The organism is Dactylosporangium sp. CA-152071 (genome assembly GCF_050936335.1).
GTDB lineage: Bacteria > Actinomycetota > Actinomycetes > Mycobacteriales > Micromonosporaceae > Dactylosporangium > Dactylosporangium maewongense.
In genome coordinates this window covers 7,921,987-7,946,561 of the sequence record NZ_JBNJMZ010000001.1, presented here as the reverse complement: position 1 = coordinate 7,946,561, position 24,575 = coordinate 7,921,987, and the positions used below count along the sequence as shown (strand labels likewise).

The window sequence follows — 24,575 nt, the reverse complement described above, 5'->3', positions numbered from 1 at the left end:
CAGGAGGCTGAGGAATCCGGTTCACCAGCCGTACACTCGCAGCCAATGGATACCACGGTCGCCGATCCCCTTCTCGGTGCGCTTGTAGACGGGCGCTACCGCGTTCGCTCCCGTGTCGCCAAGGGCGGCATGGCGACGGTCTACACCGCACTCGACGAGCGGTTAGAGCGCACCGTCGCCTTGAAGATCATCCACCCTGGACAGTCGCACGATCCGAAGTTCGTCAACCGGTTCACCGACGAGGCGAAGACGATCGCGCGGCTCACCCATCCCAACGTCGTCGCGGTGTACGACCAGGGCACCCACCACGGGCTGCCGTATCTGGTCATGGAGTTCGTGCGGGGCCACACGCTGCGCGAGGTGCTCGCCGAGCGCCGCCGCCTGCAGCCGCAGGAGGCCCTCGCGATCATGGAGCAGATGCTCGCCGCGATCGCCGCCGCGCACCGCGCCGGTCTCGTCCACCGCGACGTCAAGCCGGAGAACGTGCTGGTCGCGGAGGCCCCCGGCGACTCGCACAACATCATCGACGGCGTCGTCAAGGTCGCCGACTTCGGCCTGGCGCGCGCGGTCGAGGCCAGCGCCGACGAGACCGGCTCGCACCTCATGGCCACGGTCGCCTACGTCGCGCCGGAGCTCGTCACCGACGGGCACGCCGACCCGCGCACCGACGTGTACTCCGCCGGCATCGTGCTCTTCGAGATGCTGACCGGCCGGGTGCCCTACGAGGCGGACCGCCCGGTCGAGGTCGCGTGGCAGCACGTCGACCGCGACGTGCCGTTCCCCTCGCGGTACGTGCCGGGACTCCCGCCGGCCATCGACGACCTGGTGACCCGCGCGACCCGCCGCGACCCCGGCGCCCGCCCCACCGACGCGGGCGCGATGCTCGCCGAGGTGCAGGCCGTCCGCGAGAGCATCGGCATGGAGATCGCCACCCGGTCGCGCCCGCTCGCGCAGCCGACGGTGATCGTGCCGCAGGTCGAGTCGGTGCCGCAGACGCAGAACGTGTACCGCACCGGCGCGATGGAGCCGGCCCGGCCGTCGTGGGCGAAGCTGCCCAGCCCCTCCCCCGCGCAGCCGCCCACCCGCCGGCGCCGCGCCGCCGAGCCCGAGCCGGTCGGGCCCGCCGCCCGGCTGGCGGAGCTGCTCGCCCAGATCAACGCCAACCCGCGGACCCGTCTCGCGGTGATCGCCTCGATGCTGACGCTGGGCCTGCTGGTGGCGATCGGCGGGTACTGGATCGGCGTCGGCCGTTACACGGACGCGCCCGACCTGACGACGATGTCCAGCGACATGGCCGGCCAGCAGGCCAGGGCCGCCGGGTTCAAGGTGAAGTTCGGCCCGCCGAGGTTCGACGCGAAGATCGCCAAGGACAAGGTCCTCGCCCAGGACCCGGGCGCGCACGCACGGATCCTGGACGGCGGCACGATCACGCTCACGCTGTCGCTCGGCCCCGAGATCCACAAGGTGCCCGACATCGCCGGCAAGGAGTACGACCTCGCCCTCGTCGACATCCAGGCGACCGGGCTGCAGGCGACCCGCGCCGAGAAGTACGACGACGCGGTCCCCGCCGGCTACGTGGTCGAGACCGAGCCGAAGATCGGCACCGAGGTCAAGCCCGGCCAGACGATCAAGATCTTCGTCAGCAAGGGCCCCAACCCGGTGAAGGTGCCGCTCGTCATCGGCAAGAACGTCGAGGAGGCCAAGCAGGCCCTCACCAAGGTGAAGATCGCCATCGGCAAGATCGAGCCGGTCGACAGCGACAAGCCCAAGGACGAGGTCGTCTCGCAGAGCATCGGCGACGGCAACAGCGTCACCGACGGCATGGTCATCGACCTGCAGATCTCCAAGGGTCCGGCGCTCGTCACGGTGCCCGAGGTCCGCGGCCAGCAGCTCGACCAGGCCCGCCAGCAGTTGGAGTCGATGGGGCTCAACGTCGACGTGCAGGGCTTCGGCACGGTCCGGCAGATGGACCCGCAGCCCGGCACGCAGGTGCCGCCGGGCACACGCATCCGTCTGCTCGCGTACTTCTAAGTGGCGGCCTCGGTACAGGGGACGGCTGAGACACCGGTCGGCGGGCACGCGCTCGTCGCCGGTGGCCTGGCCAAGGCGTCGCAGCGCTACGTCGAGCAGACCGGCGCGACCGCCGTGCAGATCTACGTGTCCAACCCGCGCGGCTGGGCGCTCGCCGAGGGCGACCCGGCCCAGGACGCCGCGTTCCTCGCCGGCTGCGGCGACTGGGGAGTGTCCGCGTACATCCACGCCGCGCTGCTGGTCAACCTCGGCTCCCCGACGGAGGCGACCGTCGAGCGCTCCGTCGCCACCCTCGAGCACGCCCTGCGCCGCGGCAAGGCGATCGGCGCGCGGGGCGTGGTGTTCCACGCCGGATCGGCCGTCGACGCCGTCCACGCGGAGAAGGCTTTGGATGTCGTACGAAAGGTGCTCCGGCCACTCCTCGACCGCGCCGCACTGGAGGGCTGGCCGCCGCTGCTGGTCGAGCCGAGCGCCGGAGGTGGCCGGTCGCTGGCGTCCAGGGTCGAGCACCTGGAGGCGTACCTGACCGCCGTGGACCACCACCCGCAGCTCGGCGTCTGCTTCGACACCTGCCACGCCTGGGCCGCGGGCCACGACCTGGCCTCCCCGGGTGGCATGACCGCCACGCTCGACACCCTGGTCAAGGCGGCCGGCCCGGGCCGGCTGCGCCTGATCCACGCCAACGACTCCAAGGACGCCTGCGGCTCCACCCGCGACCGCCACGAGTCACTGGGCAAGGGCACGATCGGCCCGGCGGCGTTCGCGGAGCTGGTCCGCCACCCGGCCGCGGCCGGCGTCCCCCTCATCGTCGAGACCCCCAGCGGCGACCTGTCCGCCGACCACGCCGCCGACATCGCCCTGCTCCGCGCCGCCTTCTGACCCTGCCGCCACAGCAGGCAAAATTACGGAGGGCGACCGCGCAACTCCGCGCTTGAAGGTCAATTAGTAGGCGTGATGTAGGGTGCAATAGACCGGCACGCACCGCCGACCAGGTCCGCCATCCGACGCCGTGCCCGCCGTGCGAGTCGCCGCTGCGGCCCGCAGGACCGGAAGCCTCCAGCCCGCCTCCCACGCGCGCCCGCGCGCACGGAACCCGCCTCGGCGGCAGGCCCACGGACGGCACGAGTGCGATCAGCGGGCACGACCGACGGCTGGGAATCTCCGGCAAAGGCTGCGCGGGAAAGGCTGAGCGGAGAGGTCAGGTCAGGAGCTTCGTCAGGACCGCGGCGGCGGTGGAGACGGCGTCGTCGGTGAGGTCGAGGTGGGTGGTGAGGCGGACCGTCCGCGGGCCGAACGGTGACACCAGCACGCCCTGCTCGGCGGCCGCCGCCGTCAGCTGCGCCGCGTCCAGCGGCGCCGCGCGCAGGTCCAGCATGACCAGGTTGGTCTCGACGCGGGCGGGGTCGGCGGCGCCGGTCGGGGCGAGCGCCGCCGCCAGGTGCCGCGCCTTGGCGTGGTCGTCGGCGAGGCGGTCGATGTGGTGGCGGAGGGCGTACAGACCGCCGGCGGCGAGGATGCCGGCCTGCCGCATGCCGCCGCCGAGGCGCTTGCGGATCAGGCGGGCCTCGGCGATGCGGGCGGCGGAGCCGATCACCAGCGAGCCGACGGGCGCGCCGAGGCCCTTGGAGAGGCAGACGGAGAGGGTGTCGAAGAGCTGCCCGTACGTCGCCAGGGGGACGCCGGTGGCGACGTGCGCGTGCCAGATGCGGGCGCCGTCGCAGTGCAGCAGCAGGCCCGCGTCGTCGCAGACGGTGCGCAGCGCCTGCAGGGTCTCCAGCGGGATGATGGTGCCGCCGCCGCGGTTGTGGGTCTGCTCGACGGCGATCGCGCTGGTGGCGACGGTGTAGCCGCCGGCCGGGCGGATCATTCCGGCGACCGTGGCCACATCGAGAGCACCGCCGGCGAAGGGCCATGTGCGGGTGGAGATGCCGCCGTACGCGGCGGCGGCGCCCATCTCGTAGGTGACGACGTGCGCGTCGGCGTCGCAGAGCAGCTCGCCGGCGCGCGGGACGACGAGCTGCAGGGCGATCTGGTTGGCCATGCAGCCGGACGGCGTGAAGAGGGCCGCCTCGTGGCCGAAGAGGGACGCGGCGTAGGACTGCAGCTCGTGCAGCGTCGGGTCCTCGTCGAACACGTCGTCCCCGACCGGCGCCTCGGCCATCGCAAGACGCATGGCCGGCGTCGGCCGGGTGACGGTGTCCGAACGAAGATCCGCTAACACATCAGCCACGCAGCATCTCCGCGACGAGGAACGCCAGCTCCAGGGACTGCTGCGTGTTGAGGCGCGGGTCGCAGGCGGTCTCGTACCGGCCGGGGAGGTCCTCGTCGACGATCGCCTGGGCGCCGCCGAGGCACTCGGTGACGTCCTCGCCGGTCAGCTCGACGTGCAGGCCGCCCGGGTGGGTCTCCAGCTCGCGGTGGACCTCGAAGTAGCCGAGGACCTCGTCGACGATGCGGTCGAAGTGCCGGGTCTTGTACCCGTTGGACGACTCGTGGGTGTTGCCGTGCATGGGGTCGCACTGCCAGACGACGCGGCAGCCGGCCGCGGTGACCTTCTCCACGATCGGCGGGAGCGCGTCGCGGACCTTGTTGCTGCCCATGCGGGCGACGAACGTGAGCCGGCCCGGGATGTTGTCGGGGTTGAGCTTCTCGAACAGCTCGAGGGCCTGCTCGGGGGCGGTGGTGGGGCCGAGCTTGACGCCGATCGGGTTGGCGATGCGCGACATGAAGTCGACGTGGGCGCCGTCGATCTGGCGGGTGCGCTCGCCGATCCACAGGAAGTGCCCGGACAGCCCGTACGGCCGGCCGCCGGCGATCCGGGCGAGCGGCCGCTCGTATTCCAGGGCGAGGGCCTCGTGCGAGCAGTACAGGGTGACGGTGCGCAGCGCCTCGTCGTCGTTGACGCCGCAGGCCTGCATGAACCGCAGCGCGCGGTCGATCTCGCGGGCGATCGCCTCGTAGCGCTGGCCGGCGGGCGAGGTGACGACGAAGCCCTTGTTCCAGTCGTGGACGGCGTGCAGGTCGCCCATGCCGCCGCCGAGGTACGCGCGGAGCATGTTCATGGCGCTGGACGAGTTGGCGTAGGCGCGGATCATCCGCTGCGGGTCGGCGACGCGGGCCTCAGGGTCCTGGTCCAACGAGTTGATCATGTCGCCGCGGTACGCCGGAAGCCCCAGCGAATCGAGGGCCGCGGAGCGCGGCTTGGTGAACTGGCCGGCGACCCGGCCGAGCTTGATCACGGGCAGGGACGCGCCGTAGGTGAGCACGACCGCCATCTGCAGCAGGGTGCGGGCGTTGCCCAGGACGTGCGCCTCGGTGTTGTCGGCGAACGTCTCGGCACAGTCGCCGCCCTGCAGCATGAACGCCTTGCCGTCGGCGACGAGGGCGAGCCGCTCGCGGAGCTGGTCGACCTCGTAGGGCGCGACGATCGGCGGCACCGACGCCAGCAGCTGGCCGACCTCGTCGACCGCCGCCTGGTCGGGCCACGGCGGGGTCTGCGCACGGGGCAGGGCGCGCCAGTGGTCGAGACCGAACTCGTCGTCCTCGGAGTTGCCCGCGACGGCCACTCGGGAGATCTCGGGACCGGGGTATGTGAAGTGGTGCCACTCCTGCCGCATACGCAAAAGCCTACCGACCCCTCGGCCCGGACGGGTGTCGCCATCCCGCCCGGTCCCGGAGTACGGAACGCACGGACCCGGAGCACGGAACACGCGGACCCAGCGCACGGAACACGCGGACCCAGCGCACGGAACACGTGGGCCGGGCGCACGGAACACGTGGACCGGCGCACGGAACGCGTGCGCCCGGTCCGCGGGAACTGAGACGCAGCCCACGGTGCCGGAGCCCGCGAGCTACATGTTGATCATGTGGCCGGCCAGGCCGTGGATCGCTTCCTTGACGGCCTCGCCGAGGGTCGGGTGGGCGTGGACGTTGCGGGCGACCTCGTGCACCGTCAGGTCCCACTGCTGCGCCAGGGTCAGCTCCGGCAGCAGCTCGGTGACCTCCGGCCCGATGAGGTGCGCGCCGAGCAGCTCGCCGTACTTGCCATCGCTGATGATCTTCACGAAGCCGGTCGGGTCGCCGAGGCCGTGCGCCTTGCCGTTGGCGGTGTACGGGAACTTGACGACCTTCACGTCGAAGCCCTTCTCGCGGGCCTGCGCCTCGGTCCAGCCGAAGCTGGCGATCTGCGGCTGACAGTACGTCGCGCGGGGGATCATGACGTAGTCGAGCTCCATCGTCTCCGCGCCGGCGATCGTCTCCGCGGCGATGATGCCCATCGACTCGGCGGCGTGCGCGAGCATCAGCTTCGCGGTGACGTCGCCGATGGCGTAGATGTGCGGCACGTTGGTGCGCAGCCGCCCGTCGACGGCGATCGCCCCGCGCTCGGTGAGCGCCACGCCGGTCTTCTCCAGCCCGTACCCCTCGACGCGGGGCTGGAAGCCGATCGCCTGCAGCAGCTTGTCCGCCTCGAGCACCTGCGCGGCGCCGTCCTTGCCGATGACCTCGACGCTCACGCCGTCGGCGGTCTCGGCGACGGCGGAGACCCGCGTCGAGGTCAGCACCTGGATGCCGAGGCGCTTGTACCGCTTCGCCAGCTCGGCGGACACCTCGACGTCCTCCAGCGGGACGAGCCGGTCGAGGAACTCGACGATGGTGACCTTGACCCCGTAGTTGTGCAGCACGTAGGCGAACTCGACCCCGATCGCGCCGGCCCCGGCGATGATGATCGACGACGGCAGCTCCTCGGAGAGGATCTGCTCCTCGTACGTGACGACCTTGTCGGACAGCGACGTGCCGGGCAGCAGCCGGGTGGTCGCACCGGTGGCGATGATCGCGTTGGCGAACGTCACCGTGTCGTCGCCGACCTGCAGGGTGTGGTCGTCGAGGAAGACGCCGCGGCCGTGATACTGGCGGATCTCGTTCTTCTTCATGAGGTAGTGCACGCCCTTGACCCGGCCGTCGGCGACCTTGCGGCTGCGCTGGAACGCCGCGCCGTAGTCGAAGGTCACCGAGCCCTGGATGCCGAACGTCTTGGCCTCGGCGGTGAAGATGTGCGCCAGCTCCGCGTTGCGCAGCAGCGCCTTGCTGGGGATGCAGCCGACGTTGAGGCAGACGCCGCCCCAGTACTTGTCCTCGACGATCGCGGTGCGCAGGCCGAGCTGCGCGGCGCGCACGGCGGCGGTGTAGCCACCGGGGCCCGCGCCGAGGACTACAACATCGAAGTTGTCGCTCATAACCAGTCCTTGCGTTTGAAGGTGACGTACAGCCCCACGGACAGCACCACGATCAGCACGGCGGAGGTCACGAACCCGGCGTGGTGCTCGTATCCCGGAAAAGGCAGATTCTGCCCGTAGTAACCCGTAACAGCCGTGGGTACCGCGATGATGGCCGCCCAGCTGGTGACCTTCTTCATGATGTTGTTCATCCGGTTGCCCTGGACCGCGAGGTTCGACTCCAGGATGGTCGCGACGAAGTCGCGCAGCCCCTCCGTCCACTCCGTGACCCTCAGCACATGGTCGTACAGGTCCTGGTAGTAGGGGGCGATCTCCTCGTCGACCAGCTTGGCGCGGGTCAGGCCGTTGACCACCTCGCGCATCGGCAGCACGACCTTGCGCAGGTGGCTGAGGCTGCGCCGGAGCCGGAAGCTGCGCTGCTGCACCTGCCGGACCGCCTGCGGGGTCTCCTCGAAGAGCGTGTCCTCGAGAGCCTCCAGGGCGTCGTCGAGCGCCTGCACCGCGTCGAAGTGCCCGTCGACGACGACGTCGAGCAGCCCGTGCAGGAGGTACGCCACGCCGTGCCGGGCCAGCTCGGACGTCGCGTCCCAGCGGCGCACCGCGGCGTCCATGTCGAACCCGTCGCCGTGCACGGTGATCAACGCCCGGCCGGTGATGAACGCCGACACCGGGCACACGGTCAGCTCGCCGCCGTCGCCCTCGAAGGTCGCCTGGTACGCGCTGAGGAACAGGTGCCCGTGGTAGTGGCTCAGCTTCGGCCGTTCCCGGGGCGACGACGCGTCCTCGATCGCCAGCTGATGCAGGCCGAACTCCTCCTGCACCCGCTCGTACACCTGCGGCGACGGCGACACGAGATCCAGCCATACCACCGTGTCCTCGGCGGCGAGGTGCTCCGAGATATCGTCGAGCGGGAAATCCTCGGCCACCAGGTCACCGTTGCGGTAGAGCCGCGTTCGCGCCATGCCGTCATCCAACCAGAAGGAGGCAGGCGTGGCAGCGTTCACCGAGGCGACGCAGGTCCGGCCCGCCGGCGACGGCTTCGACGCCGAGCTCGATCCACTGTGGACCGTCGGCGGCAAGCCCAACGGCGGCTACCTCCTGGCGATCCTCGCCCGCGCCGCGGTCGAGGCCGCCGGCACGCACCCCGACCCGCTGTCGGCGAGCGCGGTCTACCTGTCGCCGCCGGACCCCGGCCCGGCCACCGTCACCGTCGAGGTGCTGCGCACCGGCCGCACCGCGAGCCAGGTCCGGTCGCGGCTGTGGCAGAAGGACCGCGCGTGCGTCGAGGCGCTGTTCACCCTCGGCACCCTGGCGGCCGCCGGCGAGCCGCGCTGGGTCGACGCGCAGCCGCCACCGGTCGCCGCCGAGCAGGGCCTGTTCCCGACGCCGTCGGAGGCGCCGGGCACGGGGCTGCGCATCGACATGCTGGACCAGTTCGAGCAGCGCATCGACTGGCAGGCGGTCGGTGACCCGCCCGGCGAGCTGCGCGGCTGGCTGCGGCTGCCGGACGACGCGGCGTGGGACCCGGTGTCGCTGCTGTTCGCCGCGGACGCGTTCCCGCCGGCGACGTTCACCCTCGGCAGCCACGGCTGGACCCCGACGCTGGAGCTCACCGTGTACGTGCGGGCGGTCCCCTCCCCCGGTCCGCTGCGGGTCCGCCAGCGGGCCCGGCTGCTCACCGAGAGCCTCGTCGACCAGGTCTGCGAGATCTGGGACGCGCGGGACCGGGTCGTCGCGCAGGCGACCCAGCTCGCCGCGTACCGGATGCCGGCAGCATGAACGTCGTGCCGGCACGATGACGTCGCGCCCCGCACCGGACGGTGCGGGGCGCGACTGTGGGAGAGGAGGTTACCGCTTGACCCGTTTCCGCACGCTCTTGCTGGTGCTCCGCCACGCGTTGGTCGCAGCCTTCATGGCCCGCTGACGCGGGGTCTGCTTCCGGCGGCTCCGCATGACCGTGACCACCGCGACGACCACGGTGGCGACCCCGGCCGCGGCGGCGGTCACCAGCGGAACGGGCCGACGGCGTGCCACGTCCTTGCCCTGCTCGGCCAGCTCGGCCGCGCGCTGCTTGGTCTTGGCGGACATCGTGTCGACCGTGTTGCCAAGGTCGTCGCGAGTATCGATGGCGGGGCCACCGATCTTGCTCCCGTTCGCATGTGTGACGCTCATCGCTGCCCCTTTCTCTCTCTGAGAGCAGGTTGCCCATCCATCGCGGTGCTCAATCACCGCAATGTCGTGACGATCGGCGCATGGTCGGACGTCACTGCCGTGCCGACGCTGACCTCGGCGCAGGTCAGGCCCCTGACCAGGACGTGGTCGATCTGCTTCACGGGCTTGTCGGCGGGGAACGTGCGCACCGGCCGGAACGCCGCGAACCCGTCCGCGTAGCCTGCGTCGGCGAACGCGCGCATCGCCGCGTCACCGGGCTCGATGTTGAGGTCACCGGCGATGAACGTCGGCCGGTCGCCGCCGAACCGGGTCGCGAACGCGGCGATCTCGCCGACCTGGACGAGGGGTTCGGCGTCCGGCGGCGGCTGGATGTGCGTCGACACGACCGCGATCTCCTGGCCGCCGAACCGCACGACGACGCCGAGGGCCTGGGCGCCCGTCGGCGCGCCGACCGCCGACAGCCGCACCGTCTCGGCCGCGGCGACCGGCAGGTTCGTCAGCACCGCGTCGCCCCAGACGGCGTCGGCGGCCGGGGCGAACCAGTACCGCATCCCCAGCCGCGTCGCGAGGGTCCGCAGGTCGTCGTGGCCGCCGTTGAGCACCCACGCCCGGTCCACCTCGGACAGGACCACGACGTCAGGGTCCGACGCGGCGATCGCGCGGGCCGCCGCCGCCGGCCGGAAGGTGCCGTCGAGCCCGAAGCCCATGCGGATGTTGTACGCCACCAGCCGCAGCCCCCGATCCGCGCCGGCCGCGCCGGTCGCGTCAGACCGCTCGACCGGCGGGGTCGTGGTGGCCCCGAGCAGCGGCACGAGCAGGCACACCGCGACGGCCGCGAGACCCGTCCGCCACGGCACGCCGGTCGCGGGCGCGCCGGTGCCGGAGCGCAGCAGGATCCAGGCGGGGGCGAGCGCGACCGCGACCGGCACCCACTGGTTGGGGTAGCCGAGGTCGTAGGCGGCGTAGTAGGCGACGGCGGCGACCGCGAACACGAGCATCCCGGCGAGGGCGGCGTACCCGGACCGCGCGTTCCGGCCGGCGTCGGGCTCGGGGGGCGTGTCGGCGGCCGCGGCGCGGAACGCCCAGCCGAGCGCGCCGCAGCCGAGCAGCAGGGCGACGAACAGTCCGCCCGGGCCGCGTGACAGGCCGAAGATGACCGCCGCCGCGACGATCGTCAGCGCGGCCGCGACCCGCTCGAAGCGTCCCCTGAGCGGGCCGGTCGCCCCGGCGAGGAAACCCACCACGGCCAGGCCGAGCAGCAGCTCCGGCACGGCGGGCGGGGGTGTGGTGGCGACCGGGTCGAAGCGGTAGGACAGGGCGACGGTCGCGATCGCCGGTGACAGCGCGAACATGCCGGCGAGGAGCATCGCCGGCCCCACGAGGAACCAGGCGGCGGCGGACGTCCTACCGGGTGCCGTGCGCCGCTGGTACCAGATGAACACCAGGCACTCGGCGGCGACGAGCGGCGCGGCCCACCACCGTGACTGCCACGTCAGGTCGACGGTGCGCAACGCCGCGTGCTGCAGCGCGGCGGCGGCGAGCCCGGCCGGGACACCGACGGCCGCCGGTCCGCCCCGCACGGCGGTCGCCGCGAGCCACGACAGCCCGGCGAGCAGGCCGATCGAGGCGACGTACAGCTGTGCCTGTCCACCGTGGACGAACACCAGCGCGAACCGGGCGGCGGCGAGCCCGGCGCCCCCGGCGAGCGCGACCTTCGCCGCGTGCCTCCCGGAGCCCCACCGGGCGGCGAAGGGCACCACCGCGAACGGGACCAGGAACCACAGCAGCGCGAACGCGCCCATGAGCTCGGCCGGTGTCGAGGCGGCCTGCCCGAAGATCGTGATGATCGACGGGAGCCAGACCCGGAGCAGGTCGACCAGGAGCAGGGTCCCCGCCGCGGTGCTCACCAGCGGGGCGGGGACGCGGTGGTCAGTCCTCGCGAACGACAACCTGGACGGCGGCGTCATCGTCGAGACGATAGCCGACGCCGCGCACGGTGGCGATGATCCGTGCGGCCTCACCGAGCTTGACCCGCAGGCGCCGCACGTGGACGTCGACGGTGCGCTCGGTGCCGACCATGTCGTAGCCCCAGACCTGGCGCAGCAGCTGTGCCCGGCTGAACACGCGACGCGGGTGCTCGCACAGGAACAGGAACAGGTCGTATTCGCGGCGGGTCAGTGGCACGGGCGCGCCGTCGCGCAGGACGAGCCGGGACCCGGTGCACAGGAAGAGCGACGGGGCGTCGGGTGCGGCCGCGCCGATCCGCTTGACCTTCGCGGCGTCGACGCCGCCGATGACGGTGTCGGGGGTCTCGACCAGCCGCAGGTTGCGGCCGGTGTGCTGGGACGGCCCGTGCTGCAGGGTGTGCGCCGGCGCGGCGGCGCGCTGCAACGGGGGCTGGGGCTGCTGGGTGCGCTGGATCTGCTGCTTGGCCTGGCTGGCGGCGAGCGCCTCGAGGTCGCTGATCAGGCGGGACGCCTCCGGTGGGAGCTCGTCACCGCCGTTGAGGGTGATGTGCACGGTGATGGTGACCACCGAGGGCGCCACCTCTGGCGCGCCGACGACCGAAATGGCCATTTTCAATTCCTCTCGAAAAGCCTTTGCAATGACGCCGAATCAACGAACCGTCACTCGACAAAGGCCGTCGAAATGGTGTGCACGTCGCGAGACCCACGCCGGGTCAACGTGTACCTCAAGGCACATGGGACCGACCTTACCAGCATCGTCACCCATAGCGACAGAGCTGTAACCTGCCGCACAGAATTGATCGATGACAATTCGTCTGATGTTTTCGGCCGACATTCACCGGCCATTCACGACACGTCTACGAGTCCAGCCTGGTCACCGTACGGCGATGGGTCAATCCCTTCCCGCATGTTGAGACCGCCCGGTTGTCGCCGATCACCGGAACCATGCCGAAGTGCGCACATGTTGACGACAAATCCTATCCACTAGATAGAATCTCGTCGTCCACCATATGGGATCGAGGCGCGCAACTCGCCAGGGCTGACAATACTCGCACCGAGCTCGCGCACCCGTTCGCGGAGCTCCCGGTCGGCGGTGACCACCACGACCGGCCGGTGACCGACATTGTCGGCGACGAGCGCGACGATGTGGTCGTCCCCGGATCGCGGCGCGTCTTCCACGTGCACGCCCGCGACCGGCGGCACGCCGCGGGCGGCGCCCTCCACCACCAGGGTCACCGCGCCGAGCAGCGGCGGGGGCAGCGCGGCGGCGTCCCGCGCGGCCAGGGCGTCCCGGAGCCGGGTGGCCGCTCCACGCCGGTCCCGCCACCAGCCGTCGGGCACGGATCCGACGACGTTGGCGCCGTCGACCACGATCAGCGGCTCGTCCCGCCCGCCGTCCACGTCCTCCACCCGCCCACCATGCACGTTCGCCGGCCGCTCGTTGCGCTCGTTCGCCGGCCGCTCGTCACCCACGTTCGTCGGCCGTTCATTACGCTCGTTCGCCGGCCGCTCGCCATCCATGTGAGCAGTCTTACCCAGTCCTCGCGGGGAACGCCTCAGCCGCACCCGCACCGCGCCGATGTCGAGCACCGGAGGCGCCATGGAACAGATCCGCGAGACGGCCGGTGTCACCCTGCGCACCATCATGCGGTACGTGCGCGCCAGGGGCGGCGACACCGCGGTCACGCACGTGCTCAACCTCGCCGGCGAACACGAGCCGCCCGAGGCGTACGACGACGCCCGCCGCTGGTGGTCCTACGAGACGAAGATCAACGTCTTCGCGGCGGCCGCGCAGGCCCTCGGCGACGAGTCCGTCGGGCTGCGCGTGGGGCAGAGCATCCTGTCGTACTCCGTCAACACCCCGCTGCGGCTCGGCCTGCTGCTGCTCGGCGGCCCCACCCAGCTCATCCGGCTCATCGCGACCACCAGCGCCAAGTTCAACGCCGCCGCCGACATGTCCACGCTGTCCACCGGGCACGGCACGGCCAGCGTCCAGTACCGGCTGCGCAACGGCTACCAGCCCAGCCGCTACGACTGCGACTACACCCGCGGGCTGCTCACCCAGCTGCCGGCGCTCTTCGGCCTGCCCGCCGCCACCGTCACCCACGACGTGTGCCAGGTCCGCGGCGCCGAGGCATGCGTCTACACCGTCCGCTGGCGGCAGCGCCGACTGTTCTCCTGGCTGTGGCGGGGCCGCCACCGCGACGACGCCGCCGACGACATCCTCGCCGGCAGGATGGAGCTGCTGCAGCGCACGGTCGCCGAGCTGGTCGCCGCAGAGCAGCCGGAGCGGGCCCTCGCGCTCGTCGCCGACCGGGCCGGCTACGCGGTGAACGCCCAGGCGTTCCTGCTGGTCGCCTCCCCCGCGCCGGACCAGCCGCGGCAGGTGCACGGCTACGGGCTCACCGACGCCGAGATCGCCGTGCTCACCGACGCGCCGCCGACCAGCTTCGCCGGCACGATCGTCGCCGACATCGCCTCACCCAACCGCTACTACGGCTACCTCGTCGCGTACTGCGAGGACTTCTTCGACGCCGAGCGCCGCATGCTCGACGCCTACGCGAACCTCGCGGCCGTCGCCCTCGACGCGCTGTCGGCGCTGGAGACGGCGGCCGAGCGGCAACGGACCGCGGAGAGCCTCCTGGCGCTCGCCCGCCAGCTCACCCTGGCCCGGACCTCGACCGAGGTCGCCGAGTTCACCGCCGACGCCGTCAGGTCCGTCATGGGTGCCGACTCCGCCACGGTACTGCTGCACCAGCGCGGCAAGCTCCGCATGGTCGCCAACGCGGGCGCCGGCGACGGCCGGCTCCGCAAGGCACACAACCTCACCGTGTCCCCGCAGGACACCGCCCTCTTCGACCGCTTCCGCGACGGCACCGGCCAGCCCCGCGTCTACGACAGCACCAGCGACGAGCCGTTCATCCGCGCGATGCTCGACACCTTCGGCCACGACATGATGATCATCGTGGACATCGCGCTGCCGGACCACCCGTACGGCATCCTCGTCGCCGCCTACGACACCCCACAGGGCACCGCCCGGGCCCGCGAGATCACCAACCGGATGACCGGCGTCGCCGACCAGGCCGCCACGGTCCTGCGCACCTGCGAGCTGCTCGACGAGACCTGGCGCCTGGCCCACGTCGACGCCCTCACCGGCCTGGCGAACCGCCGCGCGTTCATGTCCGCGCTCGACGCCGCCCTCAGCGCCGGCGAGGGCGCCGTGCTCTTCATCGACCTCGACGGCTTCAAGTCCGTCAACGACACCCTCGGCCACGCCGCCGGCGACGAGCTGCTCACCGCCGTAGCCGGCCGCCTGGGCGCCTGCGTCCGCACCGGCGACCTGGTCGCCCGCCTCGGCGGCGACGAGTTCGTCGTGCTCACCCACGGCACGCTGGGCGCCTCCGGCGTACCGGACCTGGCGGAGCGGATCCGGGCCGCCTTCACCGAACCGATCGCCGTGCGCGGCTCCTCGTCGGTCACCGCCCGCGCCAGCGTCGGCGGCACCCGCTTCCACCTCGCCGAGGAACCCCAGCACGTCCTGCACCGCGCCGACACCGCCATGTACGAAGCAAAACGCCTGCTCACCACCGTCTACAACTAACCCCGACCCATTCCGTCACCGCCATCTCACGGCGAGCAACATCGCCCAGATCAATTAGATCACCCGTGCTACGGTGCAGAAGCGGTCCAGCACCACCGGCCGTGCCCCCGTTTCCGCCACCACGCCGACCCGATCGGACTCCGAACCCCGGTGACACCACATCTCGCGGACGCAGTAACAGGTTCGTGGTCAGGTCGACGGGCGGCGTCCGCGCGGTCGTCGCCGGCGTGTCGGGCGGCGATCGCAGCACGGACCTGGGGCAGGCGGGTCGCCTCGCGCAGATGCCGCACGTCGGCGCACAGATGTTGGTCAATGCCCTACTTTGCCCCCTTTGCGCGATAGACAGTGCGCGATCCACCTACAGTTCGATCTTTGTTTTGGGGGTGGATCGCGCAACGTCCATCCCGAAGAAGGGGCAATTCGGGGCATTGATCAATGTCTGTGAAAAGGGTGGTGCTCCGGACCGGGGACGCGCAGCGGATGCTCGAGTGGCGGGGACCCGCACGGAATCCGTCGCGAAAGAGAATCCGGCAACCGCCGGTTCACGGACCGCAAGCCGTCGTCAGTGGCTGTCCTGCAGGTGGGCGAGCATGGCCTGGTTGGCCTCCCAGCCGTCGGGGAAGCGGACCGGGACGTTCAGGTGGACGGGTTCGGCGGACGGGTGGGTGTCGAGGAGCTCGGCGATGCCGGCCCGGGCGACGACGACGCAGGCGTGGCGGTGGCGGGAGGCGAGCACGCACAGGCGGCCGGCCTCCAGGTGGAAGGCGCTCGCGTCGCGGCGGCCGGAGAGGGGGTGCAGGATGACGGTGACGTCGTACTCGCGGCCCTGGAGGCGGTTCGCGGTGTCGACCGTGACGTCGGTGGCGGCGGTGCCGGCCAGGGCCTGGCGGATCGCGGCGACCTGGTCGCGGTGGGCGGCGCCGACGGCGATCCGGTCGACGGTGACGGGCCGGCCGTCCGGGGCGTGCTCGGAGTAGGCGACGGGGCCGCGCTGCAGCAGCCGGTTCGCCAGGGCGGCGATCGCGGCGACCGCCTCCCGGTCGGTGCGCACCGTGTGCCGGGCCGGGAGTTCGTGCAGCGCCCAGCCGGTCCGGCGGGCGGTCTCCAGGGTCGCATCGAGACCGTGATCGCCCCCGAGGGCACGGGCCGCGAACTCCAGGCGGCGGTCCAGCGGTTTCGTGCCGGCCTCGAACGGCGTGAACGGGTAGAACGCCGAGGACACCACCGACGCGGCCGACGGCGGGAGGCGCCACGACACGGGCAGGCGGTGGACGGGCAGTTCGGGGTTGTGCCGCAGCAGGACCGCGACCGCGCTCTGCATCGGGTCCCAGGACAGGCCCGCCCAGCGTTCCACGGCGACGACGGAGAAGGGGTCCAGCTGGCCGGGGTCGCCGACGAAGAGCGCGCGGGAGAAGCGGCCGGCGACGCGTAACAGCATGTCGGAGCGCATCTGGTACGCCTCGTCGACGATCGCCCGCTCCCAGCTGCCGTCGGTGACGGTGGCCCACTTCGCGGCGGTGCCGATCGTGACGGCGCTGGCGTTCATGTCGCTGACGGCGCCGCTGACGGTGACGGTGCCGTGCCTGATGACGCGCTGGGCGGGGACGTAGGTCGACGCGGACAGCCGGCCGATGGCGAGGGTCGGCGCGGCGGTGGCGAGCCGGTCGATGAGGTCGTCGACCTGCTCGTTGGTCTGGGCGACCACCATCAGCCGTTCGCCGGATTCCGCCAATGTACGAGCGGCGCGCACCACCAGCGTCGACTTCCCGGCACCGGGCGGGGAGTCGACCACGACGCCACGCCCGGCGGCCGAACCGAAGTCACGCAGGATGTCCTCGATGACGCCGGTCACGACCGACCCTCCACAACGTCGGGCAGAAACCTCATGACCAGTCCTCCACGGCGTCGTTCTCGCTGGGGCCGTACTCGACCGCCGGTGGCGGGCCGCCGTGCGTCCACGGGGTGTCGTCGCGGCTCGGGAAGCGGCCCGGCGGCTGGTACGCGTCGGTGACCGGCCCGTACGTGACGCGCTCCCCCACTGCCGGCACCGACCCCGGCGCCGGCTGCTTCGTGGAGCGGCCCATGCCCTTCGACAGCTCCAGGGTGACGTCCACGCTGGACACCTCCACGACCATCGCCTGCTGGGCGAGGCGCGCCGGGGAGACCAGCAGCGCGCCCGGCTCGAGCCGCACCGGGTCGTCCGTCTGGACGGTGATGTGCGGGCGCAGCGCCGCCTTCTTGCCCGACGTGTCGACCCGGTTCGGTGACGCGGCGACGACGGTACCGGTGAAGGCCTCCCCGGACAGCCGGAACTCGGCCATGACGAGCGGGTCGTCGAGGGCCCGCTGCGCGTCGAACCGGGCCTGCTCGCGTTCGAGCCGGTCGAGGCGGCCGGCGGCGGCGACCGCGCTGTCCCGCCGGGGCTGCGGCAGCGCGGTCCCTTCGGCGAGGCCCATGTGGTACATGGTGAAGACGTCACGGTCCATGGCCCAGCGGGTCTCGACGGACGCGCCGGCGGGCCGGGCCCGCAGGAGCCGGACGGCCTGCCAGGTGAGGTCCCACGTGGGCTGCATCTGGTCGGCGACGGCCGCGGTCAGCGCCGCGAGGGCCCGCTCCCGGGCGAAGTCGTCGCCGTCGGACCGGGCGACGGCGGCGAGCGCCGGCGCGAGGATCTCGTTGTCGAACGTCGGGTCGGTGCTCGGCCCGGCCGGCGGTGAGCGCAGCGGGTCCTCGGCGAGCGCGGCGGCGGCGGCGCCGTCCAGGCCGCCGGGCGGGTCGATCCAGCCGAGCAGGGCGGCGAGGTTGGCGTCCTCCAGGCCGCTCTGCCCGGTCGCCCAGTGGTTGCCGAGGACCTCGGTCATGGCCAGGAGCATCGACGAGCCGGGGTGGTCGGCGCGTTCCCGCAGGAACGTCAGCCACTGCCCGAGGATCGGCACGGTCCGGTGCACGGGGTACGGCCCGAACGGCCGGCGGAACCGGGTCGAGCGGCCCAGCAGGCGCACGAACTCGATCCCGCCCCGGTTGGGGACGATGACCTGCGGGGCCTCGGCGTACCGCAGCTTCGTGCCGGACGCGGCCGAGTCGACGCTGCGCGCGCAGCCGTCCACGTAGGACAGCACGACGCGGGCGAGCTCGGCGACGAAGTCGAAGCGCTGTGTGCGGTCGCGGGGGTTGGCGACGACGAGCACCCGCGGCTCGGCCGGGTCGGTGCCGACGATCGCGGCGAGGGGCGCAGCCGCCTCGCCGGCGAGGCTGAGCGGCACGAGGACGAGGGGGTTCGCGGCGATGTGCGTGTGCCGGACCGTGGTCAGTGGCTGCGCCTTGCCGGACTCGACCGCCTCCGCCCTGGCGAGGGCCGTAAGGATGCTCACGTCGCCGGCTCACACAGCACGCGCGGCTCGGGAAGGTTGCTCACGGGGGTCAGCCGATGCCGTCGAGGCACTCGGTGCGCAGCTTGTGCGCGAAGCGCAGCAGGCCGGCGATCTCCTCCTGGCCGGCGCCCGGCGTCAGCGTCCCGCGGGCCAGGCCGAGGACCGTGCCGATGCTCTCCACCCCGCCGAGGTCGTCGCGGACCGAGCGGCCCAGCGCGGACGTCGACCCGGCCGACTCGTCGCGGCAGAAGAACGCCATCTCGCACGTGCCGAGGCAGTCCGGGCTGTACCGGGCGTCGATCGTGCTGACGGCCTTGCGCAGCTCGTCGGCGGGGCGGGTGGCCTGCTGCTCGCTGTCGTAGGCGAGGTCGAAGGTGAGCCCGGCCGGCAGCGCGTCGAGGATCGCATCCAGGCGGGTCAGCCGGGACAGCTGCCGCCGCAGCACGGTCAGCTGCTTGCGCACGTCGACGAGGGTGGCGGTCGGCCGGTTCGCGAAGTTCTCCGGGCAGACGAGGACGACGTTGTGCGACACCGTGTCCTCCGGGTGGCCGAGCTCGGCGAGCAGCTCGCGCATGGCCATCACGTACACCGCGGACTGGGTCGCCGCGGCGGCGGTCTTCCCCGGGTCGGCCTGGCCGTCGATGACCGCGAACGACTTGATCTCGACCACGTGGAACTTCCCGCCGGCCCGGAACGCGATGAGGTCCGGTTCGAGGTACGCGTAGTAGCCGGCGATCTCCAGCCGCAGCATCGGGTGGTCGAACAGCGTCCCGGCGTCGTCGCGGTCGGCGGCGGCCCGCGCGAGCAGCGCCTTCGTCCGCGCGTACCGCACCTCGCGGCTGGCGTTGCCGCCGACGTTGGACAGGTCGTCGTAGGCGACCTCGGGGATCGCCAGGCCGAGCCGCTCGCGGAGCAGCTGCAGCAGCTCGGCGGCGCCGTCGGCCTTCACCTGCGCCTCGAACGCGTTGCCGCGGGCGATCGCGAACCTGGACTGGCCGAAGCCGGCGGGGAAGCCGAGCTGCCCGGCGACGGCGCCCTTGTTGACCCCGGCGGCGTCCATCAGTCCACGGCGGCCGCACCCCGGGTTGCTGGTGAGCGCCGCGATGGTCCGCGCGTTGTGGTTGCGCGGCGCCACCGTGCCACGGATGCGGTCCAACCGGTCGACCAGTGGGTCCATGAGCGGTCTTCTTTCGGGGAAGCAGTTCGCGGTTTCATGCCTTGCTCGCGGTACGACGGAGACGCTGCAACCGGGCGCCGAACAGCGCCTCGGATCCGTCCAGGCGTTCCTGTGCCCTGATTGCCGCCGCGGCGCGGTCCGCGGTGTCGGCGTCCAGGTGCACGTCCAGCTCGGCCTGGGCCAGTTCGGCGACTGACTCAGGGGTGATCCCGGCGCCACCCGCGCCGGGGATGCTCGCGGCGAACCGCCACAGCAGCCGGCGGGCGTCGTGGGCGTCCTCGGGCAGCTGCGCCACCCGCTGGGCGACCTTGATCGCGCCGATGAGGAAGTCGACGCGGGCGCTGAGCGGCCCGACCACCCGGGTCTCGAGGGGCCAGGTGGACAGCGCGAGGAGCCCGCGCGCCGGTGACAGCAGGTCCGCGGTCAGCGCCGGGCAGAGGTAGTACGGCCGGCCGAACGGCTGGACGCGGAACGAGCGTTCCTCGTCGCGCCGCAGGCTGGTGAGGCGCGCCGCGACGAGTTCGCCCGGGAAGAAGGCGTCGTGGACGGCGATGATGAGCTTCGGCGCCGCCGGCACCGTGAGCAGGGTCAGCGCGTGATGCACCTGTTCCCGGATCGACAGCATCGGCTTGTGTACCGGCTGCGGCGCCGGCCTGGCCTGGTCCTCCAGGTCGGCGAGGGCGTCGTCCCAGGCGTGCTCCGCCTGGCGCAGCTCGGCCCGCAGGGCACGGGCCTGCATCCGGTCACCGGTGGTGGCGGCCCTTCGCAGCTCGCCACGCAACCGGTCGATCCGCCGCTCGAGCATCTCGATGGTGATCGGTTCGGACACGAACGGCACGGTAGCTGGTTCCAGCAAGTTCCAGCAAAGACCAGTGTCGGCGTGTCGCCTTGCAATTTCTGGTTCGTCCGGTTCGCCACCCGGCGGGTGGCCTACGCCGGCACCGGTTGCCGCTGGTCCTCCAGCCGGCCGGCCGGGGCCCGGCTGGGCAGTGGGATGAGCTTCGGTTTGCGCCTGGCGGCGAGGTCCTCGACCCAGCCGAGCCCCAGGACCACGAGCGTGACCAGGGCGAACACGAGCACGATCTGGAGCAGCCCGCCGTACGGGCCGAGCAGCGACACGCCGGCCGCGACCGCCGCGAGCCGGACGGCGGTGATGACCGCCTCGTGCCACAGGTAGATGGTCAGCGCCCGCCGGTTGATCGCCTCGACGGCCGGCTCGGCGGCGCCCAGGCTCAGCGCGGCCGGTGCGGCGTTCAGCATCACCAGCAGGAACGCGGTCGACCACAGCACGTCGGCGACCGGGAGGTCGTTCATGTCGTACCCGCGCGGGCCGGGGTTGGTGTAGAGCATGAACAGGCCGATGCCGCCCATGACCAGGCACGCCGGCCAGAGGATCTTCTTCGAGATCCGCTGGAGGGTGCCGTCGTGGTGGGCGAACCCGAGCATCCACATCGGCGCGTACATGAAGAAGTCGCGGACCATGCCGCCGCTGCCGTGCCCGGTCTCCCACAGCGCGACCAGGACGCCGAACGGCACGAGCACCGCCGGGATGGGCGCCTTGCGGTACAGCCACAGCAGTACCGGCGACGCGATGATGAACCAGAGGTAGGACCGGACGTACCAGATCTGGCTGAACCAGACGCCGCCCTTCTCCGACGTGGGCGGATCGTCGAGGGGCACGAACCACAGCACCAGGCGCCACGTGTGTTCGAGCCCGCCCATGAACGACATGAGGACGACTGCGAACGCGCCGAGCACCCAGAACGGCACGACGATGCGGCGCATGCGGCGCCCGATCGCCTTCAGCCCGAAGCCTTCGGATCGGTCGAGGGAGGCGGCCATGAGGGAGCCGCCGAGCGCGAACATCAGGCCCATGGCCGGGAACGCGACGGTCAGCCACGCGAAGCCGAGTGTGTGATAGGTCACCACCCGGACGATCGCGACGGCTCGCAGGAGGTCTACGTACCGGTTCCGCATCCCCTACAGGTTGCCCTGACGGTCTTAGCGGCAACCTTGGTTCAGCTCAAAATTGGCTGTGTTTATTCTCAAAGATCCTAGGGAGGACAACCCGTAACTCTTCCGGCAATCGACGCTGTTCACCCGGATCTCACCCGTTTACCCCTTCTCGACGGCCTTTTCGGTCGCCTGTACGGCCGCCTGCTCGATCGCCGTGACCAGCGAACCGAAGTCGAACCCGCCCTCGTGCGGGACGCCGTTGACGAAGAACGCCGGCGTCCGGGTCACCCCCGCGGCGCGCCCGGCGGCCAGGTCGGCGTCGACGCGTTCGTAGTGCACGCGGGTGCCGCCGGTGCCGGGGAGGCCGAACTGCTCCGCGTACCGGGACAGATCGGGGTCCTCGAGGCTGTTCTGGTGCGACAGGAGCAGCGCGTGCATGCCCCAGAACGACCCGGCGTCGGCGGCCGCCTCCGCGAGCAGCGCCGCCGGCATCGCCCGCGGGTGCTGGTCGACCATCGGGAAGTGCCGGAACACGAAGCGCAACCGCTCGGCGAAGTGCAGCTGGAGGCGCTCCACGACGCCGAACGCCCGGCCCGTGGACGGGCACTGGTAGTCCCCGTACTCGAGCAGGGTGAGCGGTGCGTCGGCCGGGCCCTGCGCGTGGTCGTTGTCCATGCCGACGCACCTGCCCACCGCGGCATGCTCTAGTCGACCCGATCCGCTCCCAACCCCGGCGCCGCGCCCGCTTCACACCGCCCGCTCACATCTCCCGAACGGCGCCCGTCTCCCCCGCCCACGCCCGCATCTGCCGCCCGCGCGGCTCCCCCGAGCGCCACGCCCGTGCGCCTCGGCGTCGTCGACCACGTCTCCCGCCCGCGCGGCTCCCGGCACCTCGGCATTGTTGACCAATCTCTTGCCCGCGCGGCGCCCCACACCCTCGGCGTCGTCGACCACATCTCCCGCCCGCGCAGCCCCCACTCCACCCGACAAATCCGAAATGTCGGATAAGTCCGGGCGCTTGCGCCTGGACTTATCCGGGCAGCGGCCGTCCGGGGTCGCGTCAGGACTTCGGGCAGCGGCCGTCCGGATGTCTGCGGCCAGGACTTCTGGCAGCTGTCGTCCGGGTGCTTGCGGCAGTTCCGGGTGGCTACTGCTTGGGCAGGCGGAGGGCGATGGTGGGGGCGTCGGCCATGACCGAGTTGGGGGCGCCGCCCTTGGCGACGGAGGCCGGCGGGCGGTCCGCGCGGCCGACGGTGACCTCCGGGTACAGCTCGACCTCGTCCCACTCCCCCATCGCCTTGGGCTCGCCGCGGTGGAGGTCGACCTCGCGGGGCGGGACCGAGGAGCCGGTGCGGGCGAGCAGGCCGGCGCCGTTGGTGCTGACGTCGGTGACGAGGACCATGCCGTCGCGGAGCTCCAGGCGGACGTGGTTGCGGCTGACGCGGCGGGTGGACTCGTCGGTGAGCCAGTTGCCGATGGTGATGCCGCCGGGCTCGTCGGGGGCGCGGCCGACGACGACGGGGCGGGCGGAGGTGAGGGGGAAGCGGGCGCGGACGGTGCCGTCGATGCGGACCGCCATGGTCATGGCGACGGGGCGGGGGCCCGCGTCGATGAGGCGCTCGCCGTGGCGCGGGCAGACGGGGGCGCCGCTCGGCAGGGCCGGGGGTGGCTGGCCGGCGCCGGCCGCGGGCTGGCGGCCGAAGGTCGGGCAGTCGGTGGCGCCGCAGCGCCAGTACCGGCTGAGCACGGGATGCGGCCGCGGCGACGACCCCGTGGACGGGGCGAGGGTGAGCTCCATCCCGCCGGACGCGCCGGTGGTGAGGTACACCGGGCCGGGGTGGCCGGGCAGCGGCGTGCGGCTGATCAGCGGCAGGCCGGTCAGCGCGGCGACCTCCCGCGCCCTGGCGGCCGGCCGGGCGCCCGGCGGCAGCATCTCGATCAGCCCGTCGTCGGACCAGCGGCGCAGGACCATGCGCTCGTTGGACGTGAAGTCGGTGTCGGACATGGCGCCGCGTTCGGCCACGGCGTACAGGCCGACGCCGCCGTCGCCGAGCTGCCGGCTCAGGGCGTCGACGAACAAGCCGAGGCGCAGCAGGGCGGCCGGCCGGCCGCCGTCGAGGTCGACGCTGCGGGCAGCCTCCACCAGGTCGATGACCCCGCCGGCTGCGAGGGGGTCGACGCTCAGTCTCCGCTCGACCGCGTCGAGCGCGCGGCTGGTTTCGAATCGCACCCGGTTATCATGCCGCAAAGCCGCCGTCGACCACCTCTGCGGCCGACGGCGGGCTTCACGCCGCGCTCGTCGGCTGGGGAAGTGCACCGAGCGCGGGGCGCGCGACCGGAGGGGGGCCACCCGGTCGCGGCATACATCAGCTTCACTGCATGTAACGGTACGGGCACGGGATCGCCCCTGATACGGGTGAATGCCTGAATGAACGAACTGTCAGCCGCCGCAGGCTGCCGCGACCGCCGGCAGCTCGTGCGCGGGGATGCCGTCGCGCTGCCACACCGCGAGGGGGTGGTCGTGGTCGCGGATCTCGACGAGGGGCCGCAGGCCGGGCGGGCGGGTGTGGACCCGCACCCGCAGCCGGAGCGTCTCGGGGTGGCCGGGGATGCGGTTGGCGAGCTGGCCGAAGAACGGCGGCTCGGCGGCGCGGTCGGGGTCCTCCCACTGCTCGACGGCGCGGGCGAAGCCGGCCGGGCTGAGGCTGACCCAGACGCTGTACGTGAGCGCGCCCGGCTCCGACGGGGAGCTGCCGCCGCGGACCGGGACCTCGATCAGTGCCCGGAGGAAGAAGTGCTGTTCATCGAGGTCGGGCAGCTCCACGAAGCAGAGCTCCTCCTCCAGGAACGACGCTCCCCCGACGCCCGGGACGCCCCAGGTGTCAGGGGCGGAGAACGACCACATGCTCGGCACGTCGCCGAGCTCCGTGCCGCAGCACGTACAGGTGACGGTCACCGGCAGATTCAACCACTCCGCGCGGCGATCTCCCGGGCGGGCTTTCAACCGCTCTGCGCGGCGAGCTCCCGGGCGCGGTCGCGGGCGGCTTTCAACCGCTCTGCGCGGCG

20 protein-coding genes are annotated in these 24,575 nt (G+C 72.2%); 4 read left to right on the top strand and 16 right to left on the bottom strand.

Features of this window, described 5'->3' with window-relative positions; genetic code table 11:
- Positions 1 to 45 precede the first annotated feature (45 nt).
- Positions 46 to 2,031 carry a PASTA domain-containing protein gene (locus ACQEVZ_RS35815; protein ID WP_433374780.1) on the top strand — a complete coding sequence of 662 codons (1,986 nt, stop codon included), beginning with the start codon at positions 46 to 48 and terminating at the stop codon, positions 2,029 to 2,031.
- Positions 2,032 to 2,910 (top strand): deoxyribonuclease IV, encoded by an 879-nt coding sequence (locus tag ACQEVZ_RS35810; RefSeq protein WP_433374777.1) that lies wholly within the window; start codon positions 2,032 to 2,034, stop codon positions 2,908 to 2,910.
- Positions 2,911 to 3,229: 319 nt separating this feature from the next.
- Here the strand turns inward: ACQEVZ_RS35810 and ACQEVZ_RS35805 are convergent, their stop codons facing one another.
- The 4 genes from ACQEVZ_RS35805 to ACQEVZ_RS35790 all read right to left on the bottom strand — a co-directional run bounded on the left by ACQEVZ_RS35805 (position 3,230) and on the right by ACQEVZ_RS35790 (position 8,227).
- A complete protein-coding gene (locus ACQEVZ_RS35805; protein WP_433374774.1) occupies positions 3,230 to 4,261 on the bottom strand; it encodes a threonine aldolase family protein in 1,032 nt (343 codons plus the stop codon).
- A complete protein-coding gene (locus ACQEVZ_RS35800) occupies positions 4,254 to 5,648 on the bottom strand; it encodes a class II 3-deoxy-7-phosphoheptulonate synthase (protein WP_433374771.1) in 1,395 nt (464 codons plus the stop codon). Before ACQEVZ_RS35800 ends, ACQEVZ_RS35805 begins: the two co-directional genes overlap by 8 nt.
- A gap of 234 nt (positions 5,649 to 5,882) precedes the next feature.
- Positions 5,883 to 7,265, bottom strand: a complete 1,383-nt coding sequence (gene lpdA / locus ACQEVZ_RS35795) for a dihydrolipoyl dehydrogenase (RefSeq protein ID WP_433374768.1) — start codon at positions 7,263 to 7,265, stop codon at positions 5,883 to 5,885.
- Complete coding sequence (locus tag ACQEVZ_RS35790; protein WP_433374765.1) at positions 7,262 to 8,227, bottom strand: magnesium transporter CorA family protein; 966 nt, start codon at positions 8,225 to 8,227, stop codon at positions 7,262 to 7,264. The genes lpdA and ACQEVZ_RS35790 overlap by 4 nt, the downstream gene beginning before the upstream one ends.
- A gap of 28 nt (positions 8,228 to 8,255) precedes the next feature.
- On the opposite strand from ACQEVZ_RS35790, the gene ACQEVZ_RS35785 reads away from it, so the two are divergent.
- The gene (locus ACQEVZ_RS35785; protein ID WP_433374762.1) at positions 8,256 to 9,044 is read left to right on the top strand and encodes a thioesterase family protein; all 789 of its coding nucleotides are present in this window, start codon (positions 8,256 to 8,258) and stop codon (positions 9,042 to 9,044) included.
- Between the two features lie 69 nt (positions 9,045 to 9,113).
- Here ACQEVZ_RS35785 and ACQEVZ_RS35780 read toward each other — a convergent pair whose 3' ends face one another.
- From ACQEVZ_RS35780 to ACQEVZ_RS35765, 4 genes are all read right to left on the bottom strand, one after another.
- The gene (locus ACQEVZ_RS35780; protein WP_344506303.1) at positions 9,114 to 9,437 is read right to left on the bottom strand and encodes a hypothetical protein; all 324 of its coding nucleotides are present in this window, start codon (positions 9,435 to 9,437) and stop codon (positions 9,114 to 9,116) included.
- A gap of 53 nt (positions 9,438 to 9,490) precedes the next feature.
- Positions 9,491 to 11,404, bottom strand: a complete 1,914-nt coding sequence (locus ACQEVZ_RS35775; RefSeq protein WP_433374758.1) for an endonuclease/exonuclease/phosphatase family protein — start codon at positions 11,402 to 11,404, stop codon at positions 9,491 to 9,493.
- Positions 11,367 to 12,014 (bottom strand): winged helix-turn-helix domain-containing protein, encoded by a 648-nt coding sequence (locus ACQEVZ_RS35770; RefSeq protein ID WP_344506301.1) that lies wholly within the window; start codon positions 12,012 to 12,014, stop codon positions 11,367 to 11,369. Before ACQEVZ_RS35770 ends, ACQEVZ_RS35775 begins: the two co-directional genes overlap by 38 nt.
- A 374-nt stretch (positions 12,015 to 12,388) precedes the next feature.
- A complete protein-coding gene (locus tag ACQEVZ_RS35765) occupies positions 12,389 to 12,805 on the bottom strand; it encodes a hypothetical protein (RefSeq protein WP_354903496.1) in 417 nt (138 codons plus the stop codon).
- A 199-nt stretch (positions 12,806 to 13,004) separates the two neighbouring features.
- Between ACQEVZ_RS35765 and ACQEVZ_RS35760 the strand changes: the two genes are divergently transcribed.
- A complete protein-coding gene (locus tag ACQEVZ_RS35760; protein ID WP_433374754.1) occupies positions 13,005 to 15,005 on the top strand; it encodes a diguanylate cyclase domain-containing protein in 2,001 nt (666 codons plus the stop codon).
- A gap of 562 nt (positions 15,006 to 15,567) precedes the next feature.
- Here ACQEVZ_RS35760 and ACQEVZ_RS35755 read toward each other — a convergent pair.
- The 8 genes from ACQEVZ_RS35755 to ACQEVZ_RS35720 all read right to left on the bottom strand — a co-directional run bounded on the left by ACQEVZ_RS35755 (position 15,568) and on the right by ACQEVZ_RS35720 (position 24,465).
- On the bottom strand, positions 15,568 to 16,857 hold the full coding sequence (locus ACQEVZ_RS35755) for an AAA domain-containing protein (RefSeq protein WP_433374751.1): 1,290 nt from the start codon (positions 16,855 to 16,857) through the stop codon (positions 15,568 to 15,570).
- A gap of 31 nt (positions 16,858 to 16,888) precedes the next feature.
- A complete protein-coding gene (locus ACQEVZ_RS35750) occupies positions 16,889 to 18,376 on the bottom strand; it encodes a hypothetical protein (protein WP_433374748.1) in 1,488 nt (495 codons plus the stop codon).
- 49 nt (positions 18,377 to 18,425) lie between these two features.
- The gene (locus tag ACQEVZ_RS35745) at positions 18,426 to 19,553 is read right to left on the bottom strand and encodes a hypothetical protein (RefSeq protein WP_433374745.1); all 1,128 of its coding nucleotides are present in this window, start codon (positions 19,551 to 19,553) and stop codon (positions 18,426 to 18,428) included.
- Between the two features lie 34 nt (positions 19,554 to 19,587).
- Positions 19,588 to 20,382 (bottom strand): hypothetical protein, encoded by a 795-nt coding sequence (locus ACQEVZ_RS35740; protein WP_344506296.1) that lies wholly within the window; start codon positions 20,380 to 20,382, stop codon positions 19,588 to 19,590.
- A gap of 101 nt (positions 20,383 to 20,483) precedes the next feature.
- Positions 20,484 to 21,530 (bottom strand): acyltransferase family protein, encoded by a 1,047-nt coding sequence (locus ACQEVZ_RS35735; RefSeq protein WP_344506295.1) that lies wholly within the window; start codon positions 21,528 to 21,530, stop codon positions 20,484 to 20,486.
- 138 nt (positions 21,531 to 21,668) lie between these two features.
- Complete coding sequence (locus tag ACQEVZ_RS35730; RefSeq protein WP_344506294.1) at positions 21,669 to 22,184, bottom strand: DsbA family protein; 516 nt, start codon at positions 22,182 to 22,184, stop codon at positions 21,669 to 21,671.
- 472 nt (positions 22,185 to 22,656) lie between these two features.
- The gene (locus tag ACQEVZ_RS35725; protein ID WP_344506293.1) at positions 22,657 to 23,739 is read right to left on the bottom strand and encodes an FHA domain-containing protein; all 1,083 of its coding nucleotides are present in this window, start codon (positions 23,737 to 23,739) and stop codon (positions 22,657 to 22,659) included.
- A 210-nt stretch (positions 23,740 to 23,949) separates the two neighbouring features.
- Complete coding sequence (locus ACQEVZ_RS35720; RefSeq protein ID WP_433374739.1) at positions 23,950 to 24,465, bottom strand: DUF2199 domain-containing protein; 516 nt, start codon at positions 24,463 to 24,465, stop codon at positions 23,950 to 23,952.
- Positions 24,466 to 24,575 lie beyond the last annotated feature (110 nt).